Origin of the sequence: Micromonospora sp. HNM0581 (genome assembly GCF_012726175.1) — a bacterium.
Taxonomy (GTDB): domain Bacteria; phylum Actinomycetota; class Actinomycetes; order Mycobacteriales; family Micromonosporaceae; genus Micromonospora.
Genome location: NZ_JAASAD010000005.1, coordinates 20,746 through 40,479, shown reverse-complemented (window position 1 = coordinate 40,479; position 19,734 = coordinate 20,746). Strand labels below are relative to the sequence as shown.

16 protein-coding genes are annotated in these 19,734 nt (G+C 70.3%); 11 read left to right on the top strand and 5 right to left on the bottom strand.

Going from position 1 to position 19,734, the window contains the following annotated elements; genetic code table 11:
- Positions 1 to 78 precede the first annotated feature (78 nt).
- From HCA58_RS08755 to HCA58_RS08725, 7 genes are read left to right on the top strand one after another with little or no spacing between them, the layout of a single operon-like run.
- Positions 79 to 738 (top strand): glycosyltransferase family 2 protein, encoded by a 660-nt coding sequence (locus HCA58_RS08755; protein WP_169597277.1) that lies wholly within the window; start codon positions 79 to 81, stop codon positions 736 to 738.
- Positions 735 to 1,394 (top strand): TIGR04282 family arsenosugar biosynthesis glycosyltransferase, encoded by a 660-nt coding sequence (locus HCA58_RS08750; protein WP_169597276.1) that lies wholly within the window; start codon positions 735 to 737, stop codon positions 1,392 to 1,394. The genes HCA58_RS08755 and HCA58_RS08750 overlap by 4 nt, the downstream gene beginning before the upstream one ends.
- Positions 1,391 to 2,032: a class I SAM-dependent methyltransferase gene (locus tag HCA58_RS08745; RefSeq protein ID WP_346775922.1), complete on the top strand. Its 642-nt coding sequence runs from the start codon at positions 1,391 to 1,393 to the stop codon at positions 2,030 to 2,032. The genes HCA58_RS08750 and HCA58_RS08745 overlap by 4 nt, the downstream gene beginning before the upstream one ends.
- Positions 2,029 to 3,243, top strand: coding sequence for a molybdopterin-dependent oxidoreductase (locus tag HCA58_RS08740; protein WP_346775921.1), 1,215 nt, complete (start codon positions 2,029 to 2,031; stop codon positions 3,241 to 3,243). Before HCA58_RS08745 ends, HCA58_RS08740 begins: the two co-directional genes overlap by 4 nt.
- Complete coding sequence (locus tag HCA58_RS08735; protein WP_169597273.1) at positions 3,240 to 3,695, top strand: hypothetical protein; 456 nt, start codon at positions 3,240 to 3,242, stop codon at positions 3,693 to 3,695. The genes HCA58_RS08740 and HCA58_RS08735 overlap by 4 nt, the downstream gene beginning before the upstream one ends.
- Before the next feature lie 10 nt (positions 3,696 to 3,705).
- Positions 3,706 to 4,416 (top strand): response regulator transcription factor, encoded by a 711-nt coding sequence (locus tag HCA58_RS08730; RefSeq protein ID WP_205808103.1) that lies wholly within the window; start codon positions 3,706 to 3,708, stop codon positions 4,414 to 4,416.
- Positions 4,413 to 5,429, top strand: a complete 1,017-nt coding sequence (locus HCA58_RS08725; protein WP_169597271.1) for a HAMP domain-containing sensor histidine kinase — start codon at positions 4,413 to 4,415, stop codon at positions 5,427 to 5,429. Before HCA58_RS08730 ends, HCA58_RS08725 begins: the two co-directional genes overlap by 4 nt.
- A 32-nt stretch (positions 5,430 to 5,461) precedes the next feature.
- On the opposite strand, the gene HCA58_RS08720 is transcribed toward HCA58_RS08725, so the two are convergent.
- Positions 5,462 to 7,039 (bottom strand): DUF6194 family protein, encoded by a 1,578-nt coding sequence (locus HCA58_RS08720; RefSeq protein ID WP_169597270.1) that lies wholly within the window; start codon positions 7,037 to 7,039, stop codon positions 5,462 to 5,464.
- Between the two features lie 54 nt (positions 7,040 to 7,093).
- Between HCA58_RS08720 and HCA58_RS08715 the strand changes: the two genes are divergently transcribed.
- On the top strand, positions 7,094 to 7,894 hold the full coding sequence (locus HCA58_RS08715) for a TioE family transcriptional regulator (RefSeq protein WP_240955778.1): 801 nt from the start codon (positions 7,094 to 7,096) through the stop codon (positions 7,892 to 7,894).
- Here HCA58_RS08715 and HCA58_RS08710 read toward each other — a convergent pair.
- Entirely contained in the window at positions 7,863 to 8,630 is a 768-nt protein-coding gene (locus HCA58_RS08710; protein ID WP_169597268.1) for a GNAT family N-acetyltransferase, read from the bottom strand. The two genes, HCA58_RS08715 and HCA58_RS08710, sit on opposite strands and share 32 nt — an antisense overlap.
- A gap of 489 nt (positions 8,631 to 9,119) precedes the next feature.
- Between HCA58_RS08710 and HCA58_RS08705 the strand changes: the two genes are divergently transcribed.
- Together HCA58_RS08705 and HCA58_RS08700 are read left to right on the top strand one after the other, a co-directional pair.
- Positions 9,120 to 10,346 (top strand): beta-lactamase family protein, encoded by a 1,227-nt coding sequence (locus HCA58_RS08705; RefSeq protein ID WP_240955810.1) that lies wholly within the window; start codon positions 9,120 to 9,122, stop codon positions 10,344 to 10,346.
- A gap of 185 nt (positions 10,347 to 10,531) precedes the next feature.
- Complete coding sequence (locus HCA58_RS08700; protein WP_169597266.1) at positions 10,532 to 11,299, top strand: 4'-phosphopantetheinyl transferase superfamily protein; 768 nt, start codon at positions 10,532 to 10,534, stop codon at positions 11,297 to 11,299.
- Here the strand turns inward: HCA58_RS08700 and HCA58_RS08695 are convergent.
- Positions 11,281 to 14,043, bottom strand: coding sequence for a LuxR family transcriptional regulator (locus HCA58_RS08695; RefSeq protein ID WP_169597265.1), 2,763 nt, complete (start codon positions 14,041 to 14,043; stop codon positions 11,281 to 11,283). The two genes, HCA58_RS08700 and HCA58_RS08695, sit on opposite strands and share 19 nt — an antisense overlap.
- A gap of 117 nt (positions 14,044 to 14,160) precedes the next feature.
- The gene (locus HCA58_RS08690; protein ID WP_169597264.1) at positions 14,161 to 15,891 is read right to left on the bottom strand and encodes a 2-isopropylmalate synthase; all 1,731 of its coding nucleotides are present in this window, start codon (positions 15,889 to 15,891) and stop codon (positions 14,161 to 14,163) included.
- Positions 15,892 to 16,255: 364 nt separating this feature from the next.
- Here HCA58_RS08690 and HCA58_RS08685 point away from each other — a divergent pair, with 364 nt between their 5' ends.
- Positions 16,256 to 16,417: a hypothetical protein gene (locus HCA58_RS08685; protein ID WP_169597263.1), complete on the top strand. Its 162-nt coding sequence runs from the start codon at positions 16,256 to 16,258 to the stop codon at positions 16,415 to 16,417.
- 30 nt (positions 16,418 to 16,447) lie between these two features.
- On the opposite strand, the gene HCA58_RS08680 is transcribed toward HCA58_RS08685, so the two are convergent.
- A complete protein-coding gene (locus HCA58_RS08680) occupies positions 16,448 to 19,573 on the bottom strand; it encodes a BTAD domain-containing putative transcriptional regulator (RefSeq protein WP_169597262.1) in 3,126 nt (1,041 codons plus the stop codon).
- Positions 19,574 to 19,734: the final 161 nt, after the last annotated feature.

Genomic DNA, 19,734 nt, shown 5'->3' with positions numbered 1-19,734 from the left:
GTAGCCGTCAGCGTCTCGTAAGACTTCATCATCGGCTGGTAATACCTGCCCCGCGCGAACCTGGTTAGCGTCCGCGACATGACCGATGTGGTTCTTCCCTGCCGCAACGAGGCACCGGCACTGCCCGGCCTGCTGACCCGGATACCGGCCGGCTACCGGGCGATCGTGGTGGACAACGGCTCGAACGACGGCACGGCCGAGGTGGCTCACGCCCACGGCGCGGAGGTGATCAGCGTCGCCGAGCCCGGCTACGGTGCCGCCGTGCACGCCGGTGTACTGGCGGCAGCACCCGCCGACGGGGTGGTGTGTGTAATGGATGCCGACGGCTCGTTCGACCCGGCGCAGCTACCCGCGTTGGCCGACCACGTGCGTACCGGTCAGGTGCACTTGGCCACCGGCCGGCGTCGACCGGTCGACCGGAAGGTGTGGCCGTTGCACGCGAGGGCCGCCAACGCCGTCCTCGCCCACCGGCTGCGTCGCACGACCGGCCTACGCGTGCACGACATCGGCCCGATGCGGGCGGTCCGCCGCGACGACCTGTTGGCGTTGGGACTGACCGACCGCCGGTTCGGCTACCCGTTGGAGTTGCTGATCGCCGCGGACCGGGCTGGCTGGCGGGTGGTCGAGGTGGACGTCGACTACCACCCGAGGGCTGCCGGCACCCGCTCGAAGGTGACCGGAACCCTGCTCGGCACCGCCCGTGCCGTCCGGGACATGAGCACGGTGCTGGCCCGGTGAGCGCCTTCCAGATCCTGGTGCTGGCCAAGGCGCCGAGGCCCGGACGGGTCAAGACACGGCTCTGCCCACCCTGCACTCCGGAGCAGGCGGCCCGGGTCGCCGCCGCCGCCCTGGCCGACACCCTCGACACCGTCAGCAACGCCGCCGCGAGTTCACGCGTGCTCGTCCTCGACGGCGACCACCCGGCACCGCCGGGATGGGCGACCCTCCCCCAGCGTGGAGATTCCCTCGGCGACCGGCTGGGCAACGCGTTCGCCGACGCCCGCCCGACCGACGGCCCGGCCGTGCTGATCGGCATGGACACTCCACAACTGCCCGTCACGCACCTCGACGCAGCCCGGGTACTGCTCACCGCGGCGGGCGGCCCGGACGCGGTGCTCGGCCCCGCCACCGACGGCGGATGGTGGACGTTGGGCTTGCGTGACCCGGGCCACGCCGAGGTACTACGCGGCATCGCCACCTCCACGACGACCACCGGCCGCTGCACCCTGGCGGCCCTGCACCGTCGTGGACTGCGGGTGCACCTGCTACCTGAGTTGTCCGACGTGGACACCGCCGACAACGCCCGTGCCGTGGCCACCTGGTGCCCACCGGGCAGCCGGTTCGCCCGCGCCGTCGCCACCGAAGTCCCGCAGCCCGCATCGGTCGGCCGGTGAACGCCGTCGCGGTCTTCGACACCGCGATCGACCGGGCCGCGTCCGGCATCCCGGCCGCCTTCACGGCCCGGCACGCCAGCGGCGGGGTGCACCGGTTCGATCCGGCCGCCTGGTGCGGTGACGTGATCGCCGGCGACGATGCGCTCATCGGGTGCTGCACCGGCAGCACCCTCGATGTCGGCTGCGGCCCCGGCCGGCTCACCAGCGCCCTCGTCGGCGCCGGGCTGCCGGCCCTCGGCATCGACGTCAGCGCCAGTGCGGTGAGGCTGGCCCGCCGTCGTGGCGCACCCGCCCTGCGACGCGACGTCTTCGGTCCGGTGCCCGCTGCCGGGCGCTGGCGACACCTGCTGCTGGCCGACGGCAACATCGGTATCGGCGGTGACCCGTACCGGCTGCTTCGCCGATGCCGCCAGCTGCTTGTCGCCGACGGGCGCCTGCATGCGGAGCTGGCACCGGCGGGTACACCGGCCTGGTCGGGAACCGCGACGGTGCAGGCCGCGGACGGCACCGACCGGGCGTTGCCCTGGGCCTGCGTGCCGCCCGACGATCTTCCGGTGCTGGCCGACGGCACGGCGATGCGCGTGCTCGACACCTGGACGGAGGCGGGTCGATGGTTCGCCACCCTGGCCCCCCGGTGACCGGCGGCGTGGCGGTGCTGCGGCGCCTCGTCCGGTGGTGCCTGGCACCGTTGCCGGAACCACCGACGGCACTACGACGGGGACCCATGCGCGCCGGGGTGTTCCGGTCCCGGCTGCGTTCGGCCCGGCTGACCAGTCAGCTCGGCGTCGCCCTCGGTGTGGTGTTCGGCAGCTGCTTCGTCACCGGTCTGCTCAGTCACCTCATCCAGCACCCGCCGGGTTGGTTCTGGTGGCCGGCCCAGCCGGTCGGGCTCTACAGGTTCACCCAGGGTCTGCACGTGGCGACCGGACTCGCCTCGGTGCCGCTGCTCGGCGCCAAGCTGTGGTCGGTGTACCCGCACCTGTTCAGCTGGCCACCGGCCCGTTCCGTGGCGCACGCCGCCGAGCGGGCCGGCACCGGGCTACTGGTCGGCGCGGCACTGTTCCTGCTGGTCAGCGGCGTCCTCAACGTCGCCCGTTGGTACGCACCGATGCCGTTCTTCTTCACCGCCGGGCACTACTGGGCGGCCTGGCTGTCCGTCGGCGGGCTCCTGGTGCACATCGGCGTACACCTTCCAGCGGTCCGCGCCGCGCTCGCCCGTCCGACCAGCGAGTCACGGCCGGACGGGCTGAACCGGCGGACGCTGCTCGGTGGCGTCGCCGCCGCCTCCGGGTTGATCACCTTGACCACGGTCGGGCAGACGTTCCGACCGTTGACCGGTGTCGCCGTGCTCGCCCCGCGCCGTCCTGACGTGGGACCGCAGGGCCTTCCGGTCAACCGGACCGCGGACGGTGCCGGAGTGCGCGCCGCCGCCCTCGATCCGGCGTACCGGCTGCTGGTCGTCGGACCGGGCCGCAGCGTCAGCCTGGACCTCGCCGCCCTCAACCGGCTTCCGCAGTACACCGCGGAGCTGCCGATCGCCTGCGTGGAGGGTTGGAGTGCCACCGGGACGTGGACCGGCGTCCGGCTGGGCGATCTGGTCGCGCTCGTGGGTGCCGATCCACGGCGCTCGTCGGCCCTGGTCGAGTCACTTCAGGTCGGCGGACGATACCGGGCCTGTACGGTGCCGCCGGAACACGTGGGTGACCCATTGAGCCTGGTCGCGCTGCGGCTCGGCGGCGAACCGCTGCACCTCGATCACGGCTATCCGGCCCGGTTGATCGCACCCAACCGTCCCGGCGTGCTACAGACCAAGTGGATCAGCCGGATCACCGTACCGGGGTCACCGTGAAGACCCGTACGGTGCTTGTCGCCGGAGGCTGCCTGATCATGGCGTACGCCGTCGTCGGCGCCGGGACCGACGCGGACCTGGCATCGGGCGGGGCGCTGCTCTTCCTCGCCGCCGTACTGGTGGGCCACGACGTGGTCTGGATGGCGGCGGTGCTGACCGTCGGCGCCGCACTGACCCGCCTCCCGCTACGGTACGGTCCGCCGGTTCGCGCCGCCGCGATCGTCGCCGCAGCAGTCACCGTGGTGGGGCTTCCCCTCGCTCTGGGCTTCGGCCGCCCCGCCGACAACCCCTCGGTCCTGCCACTGCCGTACGGCAGGAACCTCGTCGCCGTTCTGCTCGCCGTCGCCGGTGCGGCCCTGCTGTCCTGCCTGCTCCGGTGGCGCAGGGCGGTGGCCGGCCGTAAGAAGTCCGAAAGGCTGTCCGAAGGACGTCCCGTCGTCCCCGGTCGATAGCGTGGTGGGAATGGGACACCGAGTGCTAGTGGTCGACGACGACCTGACGGTCAGCGACGTCGTTCGGCGTTACCTGGAACAGGCCGGCTGCGACGTCGAACTCGCCACCGACGGCGCCGACGGTCTGGCCGCCATCGCGGCCCAGCGCCCCGACCTGGTGGTACTCGACCTGATGATGCCCGGCATCGACGGCCTTGAGGTTTGCCGCCGCATCCGGCGGCAGCTGCCCGACCTTCCGGTGATCATGCTCACCGCGCTCGGCGAGGAGGCCGACCGGGTCCTCGGTCTCGAGGTCGGCGCCGACGACTACGTCACCAAGCCCTTCTCTCCCCGTGAACTGGTGTTGCGGATCCGCTCGGTGCTGCGCCGCGCCTCCGCCCACGCCGCCCACCCCACCGCCTCGGCGAAGCTGACCGACGCGACGCTTACCGTGGACGCCGCCCGCCGCGTCGCGACCATGGGTGGCGCACCGTTGTCACTCACCGCCCGGGAGATCGATCTTCTGATCTTCTTCATGCGCCATCCGGGGCAGGCATGGTCCCGCAGCGACCTGCTGGACAAGGTCTGGGGTTGGCAGTTCGGCGACCAGTCGACGGTCACCGTCCACGTCCGGCGGCTACGCGAGAAGATCGAGGACGATCCGGCCGATCCACGGCGCATCCGCACCGTCTGGGGTGTCGGATACCGCTACGACCCACTCGATGAGGAAGCTGGCACATGACCGACACGCTGCTCATCGGGCTCTACGCTCTCACCGCCGGCGGCGTCGTCGGTTTGGCCGGCGCCGCGGTGCTGCGGCTGCTCCACGGTCGGTCGATCCTCGTGCACATCCTGGTGTTGCTCGCCGTCACCGTCCTCGCCGTGGTCGCCGGAGTCGCCACCGTCGCACAGGCGATGTTCCTGTCGGCGCACGACCTGTGGGTCGTCCTCGTCACGGTCAGCGCCTCTGCGGTGATCAGCCTCGCCGTCGGGGCCGTCTTCGGTAGCCGGCTGGCCGCTGCCGCGGTGTGGGCCCGCGCCGCCCGGGAACGCGAACGCCGACTGGAGGCCGGCCGCCGCGAACTCGTCGCCTGGGTGTCCCACGACCTGCGTACCCCCCTGGCTGGGCTACGGGCCATGGCCGAGGCCCTCGAGGACGGCATCATCCACGACCCGGCCGTCGTCGACGAGTACCACAGGCGGATCCGGGTGGAGACCGACCGGATGACCCGACTCGTCGACGACCTGTTCGAGCTGTCCCGCATCAACGCCGGTGCGCTACGGCTCATGCCCACCACGGTGCCGCTGGGTGACGTGGTGTCCGACGCCATCGCCGGCGTCGCGCCGCTGGCCGCCCATCGCCGCATCCACCTGTTCGCGGCGGACAGCGGCTGGCCCAAGGTCCGGGCCGGCGAACGTGAACTCGCCCGGATCGTCAGCAACCTGCTGATCAACTCCGTCCGTTACACGCCCGAGGACGGCAGCGTGCACATCGCCGCCGGCCACGAGACCGACAACGTGTGGTTGGCCGTCTCCGACACCTGCGGAGGCATTCCCGGCGAGGATCTGGACCGGGTCTTCGACGTCGCGTTCCGTGGCGCACGCGCCCGCACCCCCGAAGCGGCCGACTCAGGCGGCGGTGGCGGGCTCGGCCTGGCCATCGTGCGGGGTCTCGTCGAGGCGCACGGCGGTCGGGTGAACGTCCGTAACACCGACCGCGGCTGCCGATTCGAGGTACGCCTACCCGCCACCTGAACCACGTCGCTCCTTCCGATGGCCGATCCGCGTCAGCCCTGTCTGCGCCCGGCACGCTCGTGGCGGTCCACCGCCCGAGCGTGCGCTATCGCCAGCAGCCGGTCGATCTCGGGCAGCATCTGCGGGCCGGGCATGATGATGCTGCCGAAGCCGTACCGTGCGTAGCCGGGATTCGGCACGAGGGTGTCCAGCCGGGCGTAGTCGAACTCGTGCCGGTGGTCCTCGAAGTCCCCGGGCGGGAAGCCGAACCGGCTTTCGAACTCGACGCGGCCCAGTTCCAGGTTGAGGCGGAAGACACCGGGGCGGTCGAGCTGGGAGGCCTCGTCGAAGCCAGGGACGTCGTGTTCGACGATGGTGGCGAAGGGCTGACGACGGTCCGGGCCGACGTAGAAGAACCGATCACCCCACGAACCCTCGGGTGACCCGTTCTCCTCGCTAGCCACGATCTGCTCGACGCCGGGCAGGGCGAGTATCCGGTCGGCGAGCCCAGCGGCGTCGACGCCGGTCGGAACGTGCAGCACCGCGTCGGCGTGTTCCACGGTGGCCTGGGTCAGCGGGAAGTAACGGTAGTCGTGGGTACGCTGCTCGCCAGCCGCAATGTCGGCAGCCCGGACGTAACGGGGAAGGGCGCTGCCCTGTTGCAGCCCGCCCTCGAAGGTCGACGGCGGCGGTGCCGGGATGCCGAGCACGGGGCTCGCGCCGAGGCTACCGACGCACACCGCGTACCGGTCGTGCAGCAGCGACGCGACGATCGCGCCAGCGCCAGCCCACGAGACGTCCGTCCCGGCCATGGTCATCGTGGCCGGATGGCGCTGCAGGTGTGAGTTGTGCGCGAAGACCAGCGTCGGTCCCCGGTGTGCCTCGATCGACCGGATCGCGAGCAGATTCTCTGCCATCAGTGCGGCGCGGACCCTGATCAGCCGGGCGAGGCGCTCTTCCTGCTCCAACGGCGCGGCGGCTGCGGCGTGGTAGCGCAGTACCGCGACCGCGGCGGTGGCCCGCACGAGCGCCGCCTGCCAGCCCTCGGATCGGCGGGCTGCCTGCACGTACAGTTCGGTCAGCAGGTCGTCGGCGATCACCCGCAGGCGCTGGGCGTCGGTCGATCCTCCGATCGACCTGCCGGGCTCCCAGATCGCCGCAGTGTCGCTCCACCGGGCCTCGTCGCCGACCAGGTCGTCGATCTCCCCGGACCGGTCGAGATCGAGGAAGTCACAGACCTGGATGAGGTGACGCCGTGGGCTCGGGACACTCTCGATCTCCAGCGGCGCGTCGAAGCCGTGGAACGTCAGGCGCTCGGCGGCCGACCGCCCGTCGTTCCACTCGCGCATCCGCACCAGCAGGTCGCGGTTGGCCGGGGCGGTACCGGATCCGTGGCTGAATCCCTCGGTGAGCGCACGCTCCAGATCGACGGTGGCGCGACCTCGGACGAACTCGTCGACGATCAGTCCCGCCGCCCGGTCGCTCTCCAGCGCGATCGACCGGTAGCCCCGCTCGGCCAGCGCCATGAAGGTGTCGTTGCGGATCTGCAGGAAGGCGGACTCGCCATGGGTCGGCTCGCCGAGCGCAAGCAGCGTCGGTGGTGCGGCAAACAGGTCAAGAAGGTTCGTCATTGCATCAACCGTATCGTTGAACCAGCGGTTGAGACCTGCAGGCAATGGAGCGCGATGGCAGCCAGTAAACCCTCAAACCACAGGTTCCGACGACCGGTCGACCTCGCACGTCGGCACGGACTCTGCGCGCAGGCAGTGCGCAACTACGAACGAGCCGGTTTCCTGCCGCAGGCTGAGCGCAGCCCGGCCGGGTACCGCCTGTTCACCGACGTACACGAAAGGGCGCTGAACGCCTACCTCGCCCTGATCGCAGGCCACGGCTACGCGGCCAGCGGCGACATCATGCGTGCGGTCAACCAGGGCAGGATCGACACCGCACTACGCACGATCGACCACAGCCACGCCCTGCTGCAACGCGACCGGGAAACCCTCGACGCGGTCGAGTCGGCCGTCGCTGTGCTCACCGGCACGCAGCGACGACCGCAGAGCAGCAAACCCGTACCGATCAGCGTGCTGGCCCACCGCCTCGACGTCCGGCCCGCGACCCTGCGCAAGTGGGAGCGGGCTGGGCTCCTGCGGCCGGCACGCGACCCGGCCACCGGCTATCGAAGCTACTCACCGGCTGACGTCCTCGACGCCGAACTCGCTCACCTGCTGCGCCGGGGCGGATACCGGCTCGACCACATCGCCGGGGTGCTGGGCCAGGTACGCGAGGCCGGCGGCAGCGAACCGCTCGCCGCCGCACTGCGTCGGTGGCGGGAACAGCTCACCGGACGCGGCCGGGCCATGCTCACCGGGGCCGCCCGGCTCGCCGAGTACCTCGAATGCCAGCCCGACGGCGCAGGCCTGCTCGTCGGTACCACCGGACCCCGACACGACGGTCTCAGTCTGTCGAGTTCCAGCCCGCGCCGCTGAGAGTCAGCCGGTACGTACGTACGCTGTCGCCGTCCGGTGTGGGTCGCTCATGACCCGCGTCCCACCCCAGCCGCTCGTAGAACCCGGTCGCGCCGAGTGGCCCGGTGGAGGTCTGTGCCTCGGCCCACCTCGCGCCGGCACGGCGCACCGACTCGACGAAACGTGCGGCCAGCAGTACCCCGATGCCGCTCTTGCGCCAGTCCGGCCGCACCGCCAACGCGGTCATGACCGCCACATGTGGGGTCGACGACGGCTCGGCCCTCGCCCGTGCGGGTGCGGTGGCGCGACCGGGCACCACCCGACGGGCCCACGGCCGGACCCGTGTCCGCACCACCCGCAGAGCGGCCCGGGGCCGCAGCAGCAACGCGACGAGCCCGGTGAAGGCAAGGGCGGCCATGGCCCGCCGGTCGTTCGTGAGCGCGGTGGTGTATGCGGCCTGGTCGGTGGTTCCCAGCACGAACCCGACAATCTTCTCCGACGCGGCAGCGGTGTCGACGACCACCACGCCCACCCCGTACGGCGAGGTCAGGAACGTGCGATGCCAGCGACGCACGAAACGGGCACCGAGCGACGGGAACAGCCCGATCGGGAGCAACTCGACGTGAGCGCGGGACATCGCCGGAAGATCCTCGCGTCGGGCCGGCCGCAGCACGAGCCGGCCGGCGGTGTGATCGGTGGCCGACGGCACGACCACACTCCCCCGCAGGTCGTTGATCATGATTCGAGGTACACGCATGGCATCAGCCCCACTGTCGGGGGCAGGAACCCTGCCCGAGAGCCCCGACCGCGCTCCAGGTGACCCGGTGACCGTTCGTCGCACACGACCCTGTCCGGCGCGGACCGGGACGCCGCCTCGGCGGTCACCACGCGGGTCGGGGAGGACCACTGCACCGATCGCAGCCCGTCCTCGGCAACGTCTACCCGTCCAGCACGCCGCGACACCCGCAGCGCCTGCGTTCCGCAACCCGTTCGGCGATCACCGGCCAGGCTCGGGGCCAGCAGGTGCGAGCCGCCCCCGGGACCGGCCGGTTGCGCCTCCGTCCCGGACCCTGTCGCTCGTGCCGTGACGCCGACCAACCAGCCCGCCTCAGGCGGCAGTACGTCGAGCGGTTGACTCCCGCTCATACCACGGTGGGAGCGGGGTCTTCCGCCCGAGCCGGTTGTGTCCTTTCAGGATCTCCGCGAGCATGTCGGTATGCCACGCCCTCTTCGGACCCTGAAGATCCTGGTCACCAGCGTCGCGCTGGTGACCACCATAGCCGCCGTACCCGCATCCGCCACCGCGCGGCCGGACCCGTCGAGAGGGCCCGCCGCCGATCGAACGGCACTACGCGCCGCCCTCGACGCGGTACCCGAAGCCGGCGTACCGGGGGTGCTGATCGCCGTACGCGACGGCCAGCACGACTGGCGTGCCGCCGCCGGCCAGGCCACCCTGACCGGTCCTCGACCGATGCGACCACAGATGCACCACCGGATCGGCAGCATCACCAAGACGTTCATCGCCACCACCGTGCTCCAACTCGTCGACGAGCAGCGGCTGGGCCTCGACGACCCCATCGGGGAGTGGCTGCCCGACACCGTCCCCGGTGAATCCGGCAACCGGATCACCGTCCGGATGCTGCTGAACCACACGAGCGGCATCGGCAACTACACCAACGCGATCATCGACTCGTACGCGGCGATCAGCCGGATGCAGGTCACCACGTACACTCCGCAGGACCTGGTCGCCATCGGTCTGGCCATGCCGCCGACGAACGCTCCCGGTGCCCGGTACAGCTACTCGAACACCAACTACATCCTGGCCGGAATGCTCATCGAGGCGATCACCGGCCAGGATGCGGCGACCGAGGTGCAGCGACGCATCCTGCGACCGCTGAAGCTCACCGGGACCTCGTTCCCCGGCACCGACCCGAAGATCCACGGCCGCCACGGCGGCGGGTACTTCGCTCCGTTCGGCGTACGCGACATCAGCGAGTTCAACATGAGCTGGGCCGGGACGGCGGGTGAGATGATCGCCACCACCGAGGATCTGAACACGTTCTTCCGGGCGCTGCTCGGCGGCGACCTGCTCGGCCCGGCCACTCTCGACCAGATGCTCACTGCCGTGCCGGTACTGCCGGGACAGCCCGCCGCCGGCAGCTACGGTCTGGGCATCTTCTCGCTGCCCACCCCGTGCGGCGAGTTCTGGGGCCATGACGGCGCGGTCCTCGGTCACCTGGCGTTCTCGATGCACAGTCGCGACGGCGTTCGGCAGGTCTCGTCCGGCATCACCATCAGCGGCTACCAGATCGGTCTGCCCGATCCCCACCCGATCGACATCGCCTGGAGCACGCTGCTGCTCACCGCGATGTGCCCGACCGTCGAGGTGAGCGGTCGCTCGACGGTAGTCGTTCCGCCGCTGCCGGGTACGACCCGGACGCCGGGCAACGACGCAGCGGTGGCGGTGCCCTGACCCGGTGCTCCCCTACTCGGCACGGTCCTCCCGTAACCGTACCGGCAATGGCCCGAGTTCCGGCCGCTACGCGTTCCGGTGGGCGGTGACGGTCTCTAGCATCGGGACATGCCCACTATCGACACTGGTGCACCGCCCCGATCGACGGTCGCGACCCGGCAACCGGCACCGCCCCGGAGCAAGCCATGATCGCAGCCATCCTGCCGGCCGGCACCGTAGCGGTGGACACCTTCACCGACGCACCCGGCACGTTCCTGTTCCCCGAGGAGGAGAGCATCGTCCGCGGGGCAGTCGACAAGCGGCGGCGGGAGTTCGCCACCGGCCGCTGGTGCGCCCGACAGGCGATGGTCCGCCTCGGCCGGGCTCCGACGCCGGTACTGCCCGGGCCGCGGGGCGAGCCGCGATGGCCGGCCGGCCTGATCGGCAGCATCACGCACTGTGACGGCTACCGCGCCGCGGTGCTCGCCAACTCCGATGTCATCACCACCATCGGCATCGACGCCGAGCCGAACGCACCTCTTTTCGACGACGTACTGCCGGCGGTGTCGCTGCCTCAGGAGCGAGACCGGATCGAACTGCTCCGACGCACGCATCCCGACGTGTGCTGGGACCGGTTGCTGTTCAGCGCGAAGGAAACCGTCTACAAGGCCTGGTTTCCGCTCACCGCACGCTGGCTGGACTTCGAGGACGCCGACGTCACCTTTGATCCGCTGGCCGGCACCTTCGACGCCCGGATCCTGGCGGTGGGAGCGCAGCTGCACGGCCGCCGGCTAACCGGCTTCAAGGGGCGCTGGCTGGCGAGGCAGGGCCTGGTCGTGACCGCCATCGCGGTGGCGTCCCCGCACCGACCGCCAGGCGTTCCGCACCTTCGACCACCATGGCAGAAGGTCGCACCCACTGAGTGCGACCTTCCAGCTGCCACCGGTCCCGCCGCTCAGACGCTAGCCGAATAGTCCGGGCTCAGGCTCGCCGGCAGATCGCCACGGCGGGCGACGTTCAACTTACGGTACGTACGGGTCAGGTGCTGCTCGACGGTACTGACCGTGATGTAGAGCTTCTCGGAGATCTCCCGGTTGCTGTAGCCGGCCGCCGCCAGGGCGGCGACGCGATGCTCGGCCTCGCTCAGGACTGCCACCGCCACGATCGGACTGATCGCATCCGCGCTTTCCTCCTCGTCCCAGCCCGCCTCCATCTTCAGCCCGTTGAGCAGCGGTAGCGCACCCACCTTCTCAGCGGTGGCACGGGCCCGCCGGGCGATCAGGCGGACCCGCCGCGACTCACCGAGTGCCCGGAGCGCCTCAGTCAGGTCGACAAGCGTACGGGCCAGCTCGTAGTCGTCACCGCCGTTGTGCAGATCGGCGGACTGGCGCAGGAACATCGGCCGGTGCCGGAGTTCACCGCAGGCGGCGTACAGGCGCAGTGCCATCGCGCGTACCCGCGGCTGTCCGTCCCCGCACCGGTTCAGTTGCTCCGCGACCAACTGCTGAGCCTGCTCCGGCGAGTTCATCCGGAGCAGTGTCTCGGCCGCGTCGACCCGCCACGGCACCAGGCCAGGCGTGTCCATACCCCACTGGGCAGCCAGTTGGCCGCAGCGCCTGAAGTCGCGCAGCGCCAACGGCAACTCGCCGATGGCGAGGCTGTGACGGCCCCGCGCGTACAGGTAGTGCAGCCCGAACCTGGTCTGGAACATCTCCTCCGGCACCGGCTGGTCCAGGTGGTCGCGGACCGTACCGAAGTCACCGGTAGCGGTGTTCGCCATGATCAGTACAGCGAGCGGGCCGCCGACCGCGACACCCCAACTACTCGATGGCAGCACCGTCAACGCGTCGGTGGCGCGCTGCCGCGCCCCGACCAGGTCACCCAGGCGCATCGAGATTTCCGCGCGGATGGCGGCCAGCCGGGCCTGCCGGCTCGGCGAACGCCGCATACGCGCCTCGTCGACGAACGTGTCGCACCAGCCCGCTGCGCTGGCCGGGCAGCCACCGTAGGTGAGCGTCAGTAGTGCACTCTCCACCGTGTCCAGGCTCATCTCGTCCAGACGCGAGTTGCGTAGGATCCGTTCGGCGACCGTTGTCGCCCGCTCCGACGGGCCGTCACGCAGCACCCCGGCCAGCGCGGTGGCCGCCGAGAGCCGATGGCTCGTCGACACCGTCGGCATCGCCACCGGCGGCTGCGTGCCGGGGTGCAGCAACGGCCGGAACGACGGGTACGTCGCCAGCATCAGCGGCCGGGTGATGACCAGCTCGGCACGGGTCTCCGCGTCGGCATCGCCGTGGTGCGCACCGATCAGCTCGAATGCCTCCCGGGCTTCGGCGAACTGGCCGTGCCAGAGCAGCGCCTTGGTCAACACCAACGCGTCCACACCGCGCAGCTGCCCACCGCGCAGGGCGGCGGCCAGCTCCGGCAGATAGCCGGTCGGCGCGCTCGGGTTGATCCGCCATTCGGCGCGTACCAGCGCCGCGGTGATCCGCGCGCGACGCTGGCTGTCGGTGCAGGCCCGCAGCGCGAGTTGCAGGTAACGCACCGCAGCGGCCACCTGGCCCTCCCGTAGTGACTGCCGGGCCGCGTCCTCCAACACCGGCAGGGCCCATACTCCGTTCACCTCACCGGCACCGACCAGGTGCGCGGCGACCACCGTGCTGCAGGCACCACCGCGGTGGGCGAGCACGGCAGCCCTGCCGAACAGATCGACGCGGTCCAGCTCGTCGAGATCGGCCAGCACCGCCGCGCGGGCAGCCGGGTGTCTGAAGGCCCCGCCGGACAGCACGCCGATGGTGGTGAGTGTGCGTACCGCCTGACTGATCTGTGCGTCGTCGACCTGGACCAGTTGATCGAGCAGCGTGACATCGGCGCAGACCGCCAGCCCCTGGGCCACCCGCCGCACGCGAACGTTCGTGCGATGCAGACAGGAGACGACAGCCCGGGCGAAATGCTCCCCGGTCACCGGCTCGCTGCCGGCCGCAGTTACGGCAGCGGGCGCCTCACGGTGATCGTCGAGCAGGCCGCGCAGCAGCATCGGGCTACCACCGCTGAGGTGCTGCCAGGCCGGTACCAGGCGCTCGGCGTCAGCTTCGCCGACCTGGCTGGCGGCCAGTTCCCGTACCGCTTCGGCCGACAGGGCCGGCAGGACGATCCGCGAGCCGTGCGGCGGTCGCCAGAGCGCCTCCATCTCGAATCCGATCTCGTCGCGGCGGCCCTGCTCGGTCTGGGTGAACAGCAGCAGTATCGGCGCGAAGCGCGCCCGCCTGGCCAGGTAGGACAGGCAGACGAGGGACTGCCGGTCGGCCCGGTCGATGTCGTCGACCGCGACGATCAGTGGATATCGGTGAGACAGCTCCAGCAGGATCGTGCCGAGGGCGTGCACGATCTGCGGGTCGATCTTGTGGTCGCAGTCGTCGGCGCGGGCCCCTTCGTACAGCAGGTTCATCGCACGTTGTTGCTCCTCGGCAACCAGCGGTGCGTCGAGGAGCAGCTGGGTGAGCACACCGAACGGCAGGTCGCGCTCGGTGTCCGCACCGATCGCGGTGATCGCCAGGGCATCGCGGTCCACCGCCCGGTCGGCGTACGTGTGCAACAACTCGGTCTTGCCGGACGCCACCGCACCCGCTATGACGGCGATCCGTCCCTTGCCGCAGACGGCGGAGGCAAGGAGGCCGTCCAGCGTGGCGATCGCATCCGCGCGCTCGACCAGCTTCATGATCATCCTTTCGTTACGATCGCGGCTCCGGCTCGCTGACCTGGACCAGGCCGGCACCCCGGACGCTACGGACGGCCGCTGTCGTACCCCTATCGGCACGCCATCCGCCGGTCACGCTCACCCGACCCGGGCGTAGCGCGACGGGACGACGGATGCCGGTTGCGGTCTCGCCACCGGTGCCGTCGCGGTCCGGCCGACCCGGGCCGCCGCCGAACGGACCGCGGCCGACACCGCCGCCGACAGCTCGGCTTCGACGCCGACACCCCACGATGTCTCGTCGCCGACCCGGAGCTCCGCGTACGCGACCAGGCCGGTGGAGTCGGCCAGGCCGGTGCCGGTACGGTGCACCGCGCGTACCTCCACGCCCCAACGGGCCAGCCCCCGCCCGATTCGTTCCAGCGTGTCGGTACGGTGCCCCCCGACGACGAACGCGGCACCGTCGATGTGCAGGTGGACCGGCACCGGGTGGGCGGTCGCCAGCGGTACCACCGTCAGAGACCGGGACACGTACTCGTCGCGGAACAGCGCACACACCCGCTCGGGGGCGATCTCGCCGCCCTCGGCGTCGGCACGGGACTGCACCAGGCCGGCGAACTCCACCTGCAGGTCCCGCGGCAGGTGCAGCCCGAGCCGAGAACTCAGCACGTACGCCACCCCACCCTTGCCGGACTGGCTGTTGATCCGCACGACACTCTCGTAGGCACGGCCCACGTCCCGCGGGTCGATCGGCAGGTAGGGGATCTCCCAGGCGACCCCGTCGACCGCGGTGCCCCGCTCGCCTGCCAGCCGGCTCTGCTCCGCGAAGCCCTTGTTGATGGCGTCCTGGTGGGAACCGGAGAAGGCGGTGTAGACGAGATCCCCGGCGTACGGATGCCGGGGGTGGACGGGAAGTTCGGTGCAACGCTCGACGGTCCGCCGGACCCGGTCCAGACCGGAGAAGTCGATACCCGGGTCGACTCCCTGACTGAAAAGGTTGAGCCCGAGCGTCACCAGATCGACGTTGCCGGCCCGTTCACCGTTGCCGAACAGGCAGCCTTCGACGCGCTCGGCACCGGCGAGCACCGCCATCTCTGCAGTGGCCACGCCGGTCCCCCGGTCGTTGTGCGGATGCACCGACAGGCACAGGTGTTCCCGACGACTCAGGTGCCGGTCCATCCACTCGATGCGGTCGGCGAAGACGTTGGGCATGCTGCGTTCGACGGTGGTCGGGAAGTTCAGGATGATCGGGCGGCCGGGTTCCGGCTGCCACACGTCCATCACCGCTTCGCAGACCTCCAGGGAGAAGTCCGCCTCCGTGTCGTTGAACAACTCGGGCGAGTACTGGTAGCCAAGGTCGCAGTCGGGAAGGCTTTCCTCGGCGTACTTCATCATCAGCTGCGTGCCGTGCACGGCGAGTTGCCGGCACCCGTCCCGGTCGACACCGAGCACCATCCGGCGGAACAGCGGTGAGGTCGCGTTGTAGAGGTGCACGGTGGCACGGGGCGCGCCGGCCAGACTCCGCACCGTCCGCCGGATCAGGTCGTCGCGGGCCTGGACCAGCACGGTGATGCGGACGTCATCGGGAATCAGGTCCTTCTCGATGAGCAGCCGCAGAAAATCATGGTCGTCCCTACTCGCCGCCGGGAATCCCACCTCGATCTCCCGGTACCCCATTTTCACCAGCAGCCGGAACATCCGCAACTTGCTCATCGGGCTCATCGGGTTGACCAACGACTGGTTGCCGTCGCGTAGGTCGGTCGAGAGCCAGCGGGGAGCCGCCGCAATGACCCGGTCCGGCCAGGTGCGGTCCCGCAGCGGTTCGTGGGCGGCCGGCTGGTATCGCTGCACCGCGGTGCGGAAGGAATGCACGATGTCCTCCTCAGTCGTCGCCGCCGCGCGAGGGTCGCCGCGGCGGTTCAGCTAGATGACGCGCGTGGCACACGCATGGGGTTGCCAGCTGCAGGAGCCGACGATCATCGAGCACGAGTACGGCGCCAGCAGTGCCTGGATCTGGTGGACGTCCGTGAACTAAGATCCCCCACCCTGCGGCGATCATCTGATCGACCGTTATCACCGCACATTCGAATGTCTATTGCCGCGACCGTCAACCAGATCGACCGCCAGAAAGAACTTCGATAATGCGTTAATGGGCCCGGCACGTAACTTCGTTCCCAGACCCGCTACCGCACATCGAGGAGGTAGCCGGTAATCCACTACGGAACGAGGATTCATTATGCGTTCACCCGCCGCACACGTCGCAAAAATAGCCGTCGCCGGTGTTGTCGGTATCGGCCTGACCCTGATCGGTGCCTCCGCCGTACACGCCGACAGCGCACCCACCACCGACGAGACGGTCACGCTCTCGACCACACTGGACAACTGGCCCTGGACCTGATCGCGACGCACCCCAGAACGGAATGCAGAATCAGTTCACGGTCAGCTCGCGGTGGGCCGGCATGGTCGACGCCTCGCCCACCGCCGCTTCGGCGCACGACTGGCCGCCACCACCCGCAGCCGCGTACGCCTCGCTGAGCGTTGCCAGCACCTGGGACTCGAAGATCGGCGCCTGGATGCTGCGGAACAGGTGCAGCGCACGGTGCAGGTGCACCACCGCCTGCGGTGCCCTACCGGCGGCCAGGTCCAACTCGCCCAGCGTGCGCTCGACCCGCGCCTCGATCAACCGTTCGCCGGTGCTGGAAGCCAACGCACACGCTGCGTGAAGTGCGGTGGCTGCCTGTGCGTGGTCGCCGCGGTTGAGGTGAGCCAAGCCCAGCCCGTGCAACGCGTACGCCTGGCCGATCGGATCAGCCAGCTCACGGACCACCGTCAGGGTCTCGTCGAAGACCGCCACCGCCGCCGCGTGATCCCCGACGCCCAGGTGCGCGTCGGCCAGCCGGTGCAGCACCTGCGCCTCGACACGCCGGCTACCGGCCCGCCGGCTCAGCTCCAACGCGCGTGGCAGCATCCGCTTGGCCTCCTCGGGACGGCCACGTTCCAGCGCGGTCTGCGCCATGCTGTGCAGAACGTAGGCTGCCGCGGTCAGGTCCTCAGCGGCGAGCAGCACCTCCAACGCACTCTCGTACCGGCGCGTCGCGTTCTCGAAGTCGCTGCCGATCCGATCCAGGTAGGCCAGTTGACGACTGACCAGGGCGACCCCGTGCTCGGCACCGATCTGCCTGAACAGCGACTCGGCCTGCTCCAGGCTCAACCGCGCGTCGTTGAAGTGTTTCTCGACGATCCCCAACGAACCGGTGGAGTAGAGCATCACCGCCTCGCCGCGCTGATCGCCGACGGATCGACACGCGGCCAGGGCCACCCGGTGGGTCTCCCGCCAGTCGTCGAGGTAGATCCGCGACTCGAACAGGGTCACCGCGGTGAACGCGAGATCCCAGCACAACGCGACCAGGCCCGCCTTGACGGTCTGCCGCACGGCGGCGACCAGGTTCAGGCGCTCGCGCTCCAACCAGCTCAACGGATCACGGATGACCCGCGTCACCACCTCGGGGGCGAACGTCCACCGCTCGGCCTGACTGTGCAGCTGCGGGCTGTCCGTGCCGTGCAGTCGTCCGTGCGCCTGCTCGGCGAGGTAGAGAAGTCCGCCGAGCACCCGCGACAGTGCCGCACCTCGGTCGGCGGCGCCCTCCTCCGCTGTCAGCCGTTCCCGGGCGAAGACCCGAATGAGATCGTGGAGCCGATATTGGGTACGCACGCCACCCTCAGCGCCGGTGATTTCGACCAGTTGGGCGTCGACCAGCTCGTCGAGTAGGTCCTGCGCGTCGACGAGCGGCTGGTCGAGCAGCGCGGCACTGACCCAGCCACCGAAGGCCGGGAAGTCGAGCAGGGCCAGCCGGCGGAACAGCCGGCGCGCTTCCTCGGCCAGATTGTCGTACGTGAGCGAGATGCTCACCCGTATTCCGAGGGCGCCGTGCTTGAGTTCGTCCAGGCGGCGTGACTCGTTCTCCAGTCGGCTGGCGAGTTGCTCCACCGTCCAGTGCGGACGTGCTGACAGTCGTGCGCCGGCGATACGCAACGCCAGCGGCAACTGCCCGCAGAGCTCGGCCAGCTCGGCTGCAGCGTCCGCCTCGGCCTGTACCCGGTCGCCCCCGGCGATCCGCGACAACAGCGCGATGGACTGCACCGAGTCGAAGACGTCGACCTCGATGTGCACCGCGCCCGGCAGCCCCGCCAAGCGTCGCCGGCTGGTCACCAGCACCGCGGCGCTGGGGTTGCCGGGCAGCAGCGGCAGTAGCTGCGTCTCACTGCCGGCGTTGTCCAGCACGACCAGGATGCGTCGGTCGGCGAGCAGGCCACGGTATGTCTCGGCGCGCTCCTCCAGGTCGTCCGGGATCGCGTTGCCCGGCAGGCCGAGGGTGCGCAGGAACCGTTCCAACACCTGTGTCGGGCTGGCCTGTCGGGAGGCTCCGCCGTGCAGGTCCGCGAAGAGTTGACCGTCCGGATAACGCCAGGCGAGCCGATGCGCCACGTGTACGCACAGCGACGTCTTGCCGATACCGGGCTTGCCGGCCACCACGACGATCGGTACCGCCAGCTGTGCCGGGTCCTCCGCGGCTTCGGCGAGCCGCTCCTGGATGTCGCATATCTGTCTGGTGCGGCCGGTGAAGTCCGCGATGTCGGTGGGCAGCAGGCTCGGACCAGCGTTGACCGACGGAACCGAGTTGTCGCCGGGGACCGGCAGGCTCGGGCCGACACCGGTGACCTGCGCCTGCTCGGTGATCGCAGCTGGTGGTGAGAACGCGACCGGCTCAGCCGCAGGGGGTGTGGCGAACCCGACCGTCGGTGGCATCGGCGCGCTCAGCCCGACGTCGGACCCGAGGATGGAGCGTTCCAACCGTTGTAGCCGCTCGCTGGGTTCCAGACCGAGATCCTCGATCAGGATCCGGCGGGCCGAGCGGTAACAGTCCAGGGCCTCGGCCTGCCGGCCACACCGGTAGAGCGCGAGCATCAGCTGTCCCCGCAACCGCTCGCGCAACGGGTGGGCGGCGACCAACCCGGTCAACTCGGCGATCAGGTCATCGTGCCGGCCGAGGGAGAGCTCGAAGTCGATGCACTCCTCGATGGCGGCCAACCGGCGCTCGACGAGCCGGTCGGCGGCCACCCGCAGCGGTTCGCTGTCCAGGCCCTCCAACGGCATGCCGCGCCACAGGCGCAGCGCCTCGCGGTAGAGCCGCACGGCCTCGTTCTTGTCGGTGGCGGCACCTGCCCGGGAGAGCAGCGATTCGTAGCGCTGCAGGTCGACCTCGTCGTCGGGCACCTCCAGGGCGTACCCCTGGTGACGGGTGACGATCGCCTCCGGTCGCCCGTGGACGGTCAGCAGCCGGCGCAGCGCCGAAACGCAGATCTGCACCTGGGCGCGGGCGCTGTTGGGCAACCGCTCGCCGTAGACCGCGGTCACCAGTCGTCCGACGGAGATCACCCGCCCGCACTCCAGCGCAAGGCTGGCGAGCACGATGTGCTGACGATGGCCGCCCAGGTCGATGCGGCGCCCGTCGTCGTCGACCGCTTCCAGCGCACCGAGTACCCGGAACTCCATCAATCCGCCATCCCTGCGCCACCACGGCGAATCCGTCCCGCTGGGATGGCAATACTCACGGCTCGTCGACGCCCGCACTTCGAATCAGCATATTTTCCCCCATTCCGGCGGCCAAAGCCACTATCAACTCCCACCCCTGTGTCACACAAAGGTTACGAACA

Bases quoted from the DNA above. Each gene is read 5' to 3' on its own strand.
- HCA58_RS08680 (WP_169597262.1), bottom strand. From the start codon at position 19,573: ATGGAGTTCCGGGTACTCGGTGCGCTGGAAGCGGTCGACGACGACGGG.
- HCA58_RS08715 (WP_240955778.1), top strand. From the start codon at position 7,094: ATGGCAGCCAGTAAACCCTCAAACCACAGGTTCCGACGACCGGTCGAC.
- HCA58_RS08755 (WP_169597277.1), top strand. From the start codon at position 79: ATGACCGATGTGGTTCTTCCCTGCCGCAACGAGGCACCGGCACTGCCC.
- HCA58_RS08725 (WP_169597271.1), top strand. From the start codon at position 4,413: ATGACCGACACGCTGCTCATCGGGCTCTACGCTCTCACCGCCGGCGGC.
- HCA58_RS08730 (WP_205808103.1), top strand. From the start codon at position 3,706: ATGGGACACCGAGTGCTAGTGGTCGACGACGACCTGACGGTCAGCGAC.
- HCA58_RS08700 (WP_169597266.1), top strand. From the start codon at position 10,532: ATGATCGCAGCCATCCTGCCGGCCGGCACCGTAGCGGTGGACACCTTC.
- HCA58_RS08710 (WP_169597268.1), bottom strand. From the start codon at position 8,630: ATGCGTGTACCTCGAATCATGATCAACGACCTGCGGGGGAGTGTGGTC.
- HCA58_RS08720 (WP_169597270.1), bottom strand. From the start codon at position 7,039: ATGACGAACCTTCTTGACCTGTTTGCCGCACCACCGACGCTGCTTGCG.
- HCA58_RS08695 (WP_169597265.1), bottom strand. From the start codon at position 14,043: ATGAAGCTGGTCGAGCGCGCGGATGCGATCGCCACGCTGGACGGCCTC.
- HCA58_RS08685 (WP_169597263.1), top strand. From the start codon at position 16,256: ATGCGTTCACCCGCCGCACACGTCGCAAAAATAGCCGTCGCCGGTGTT.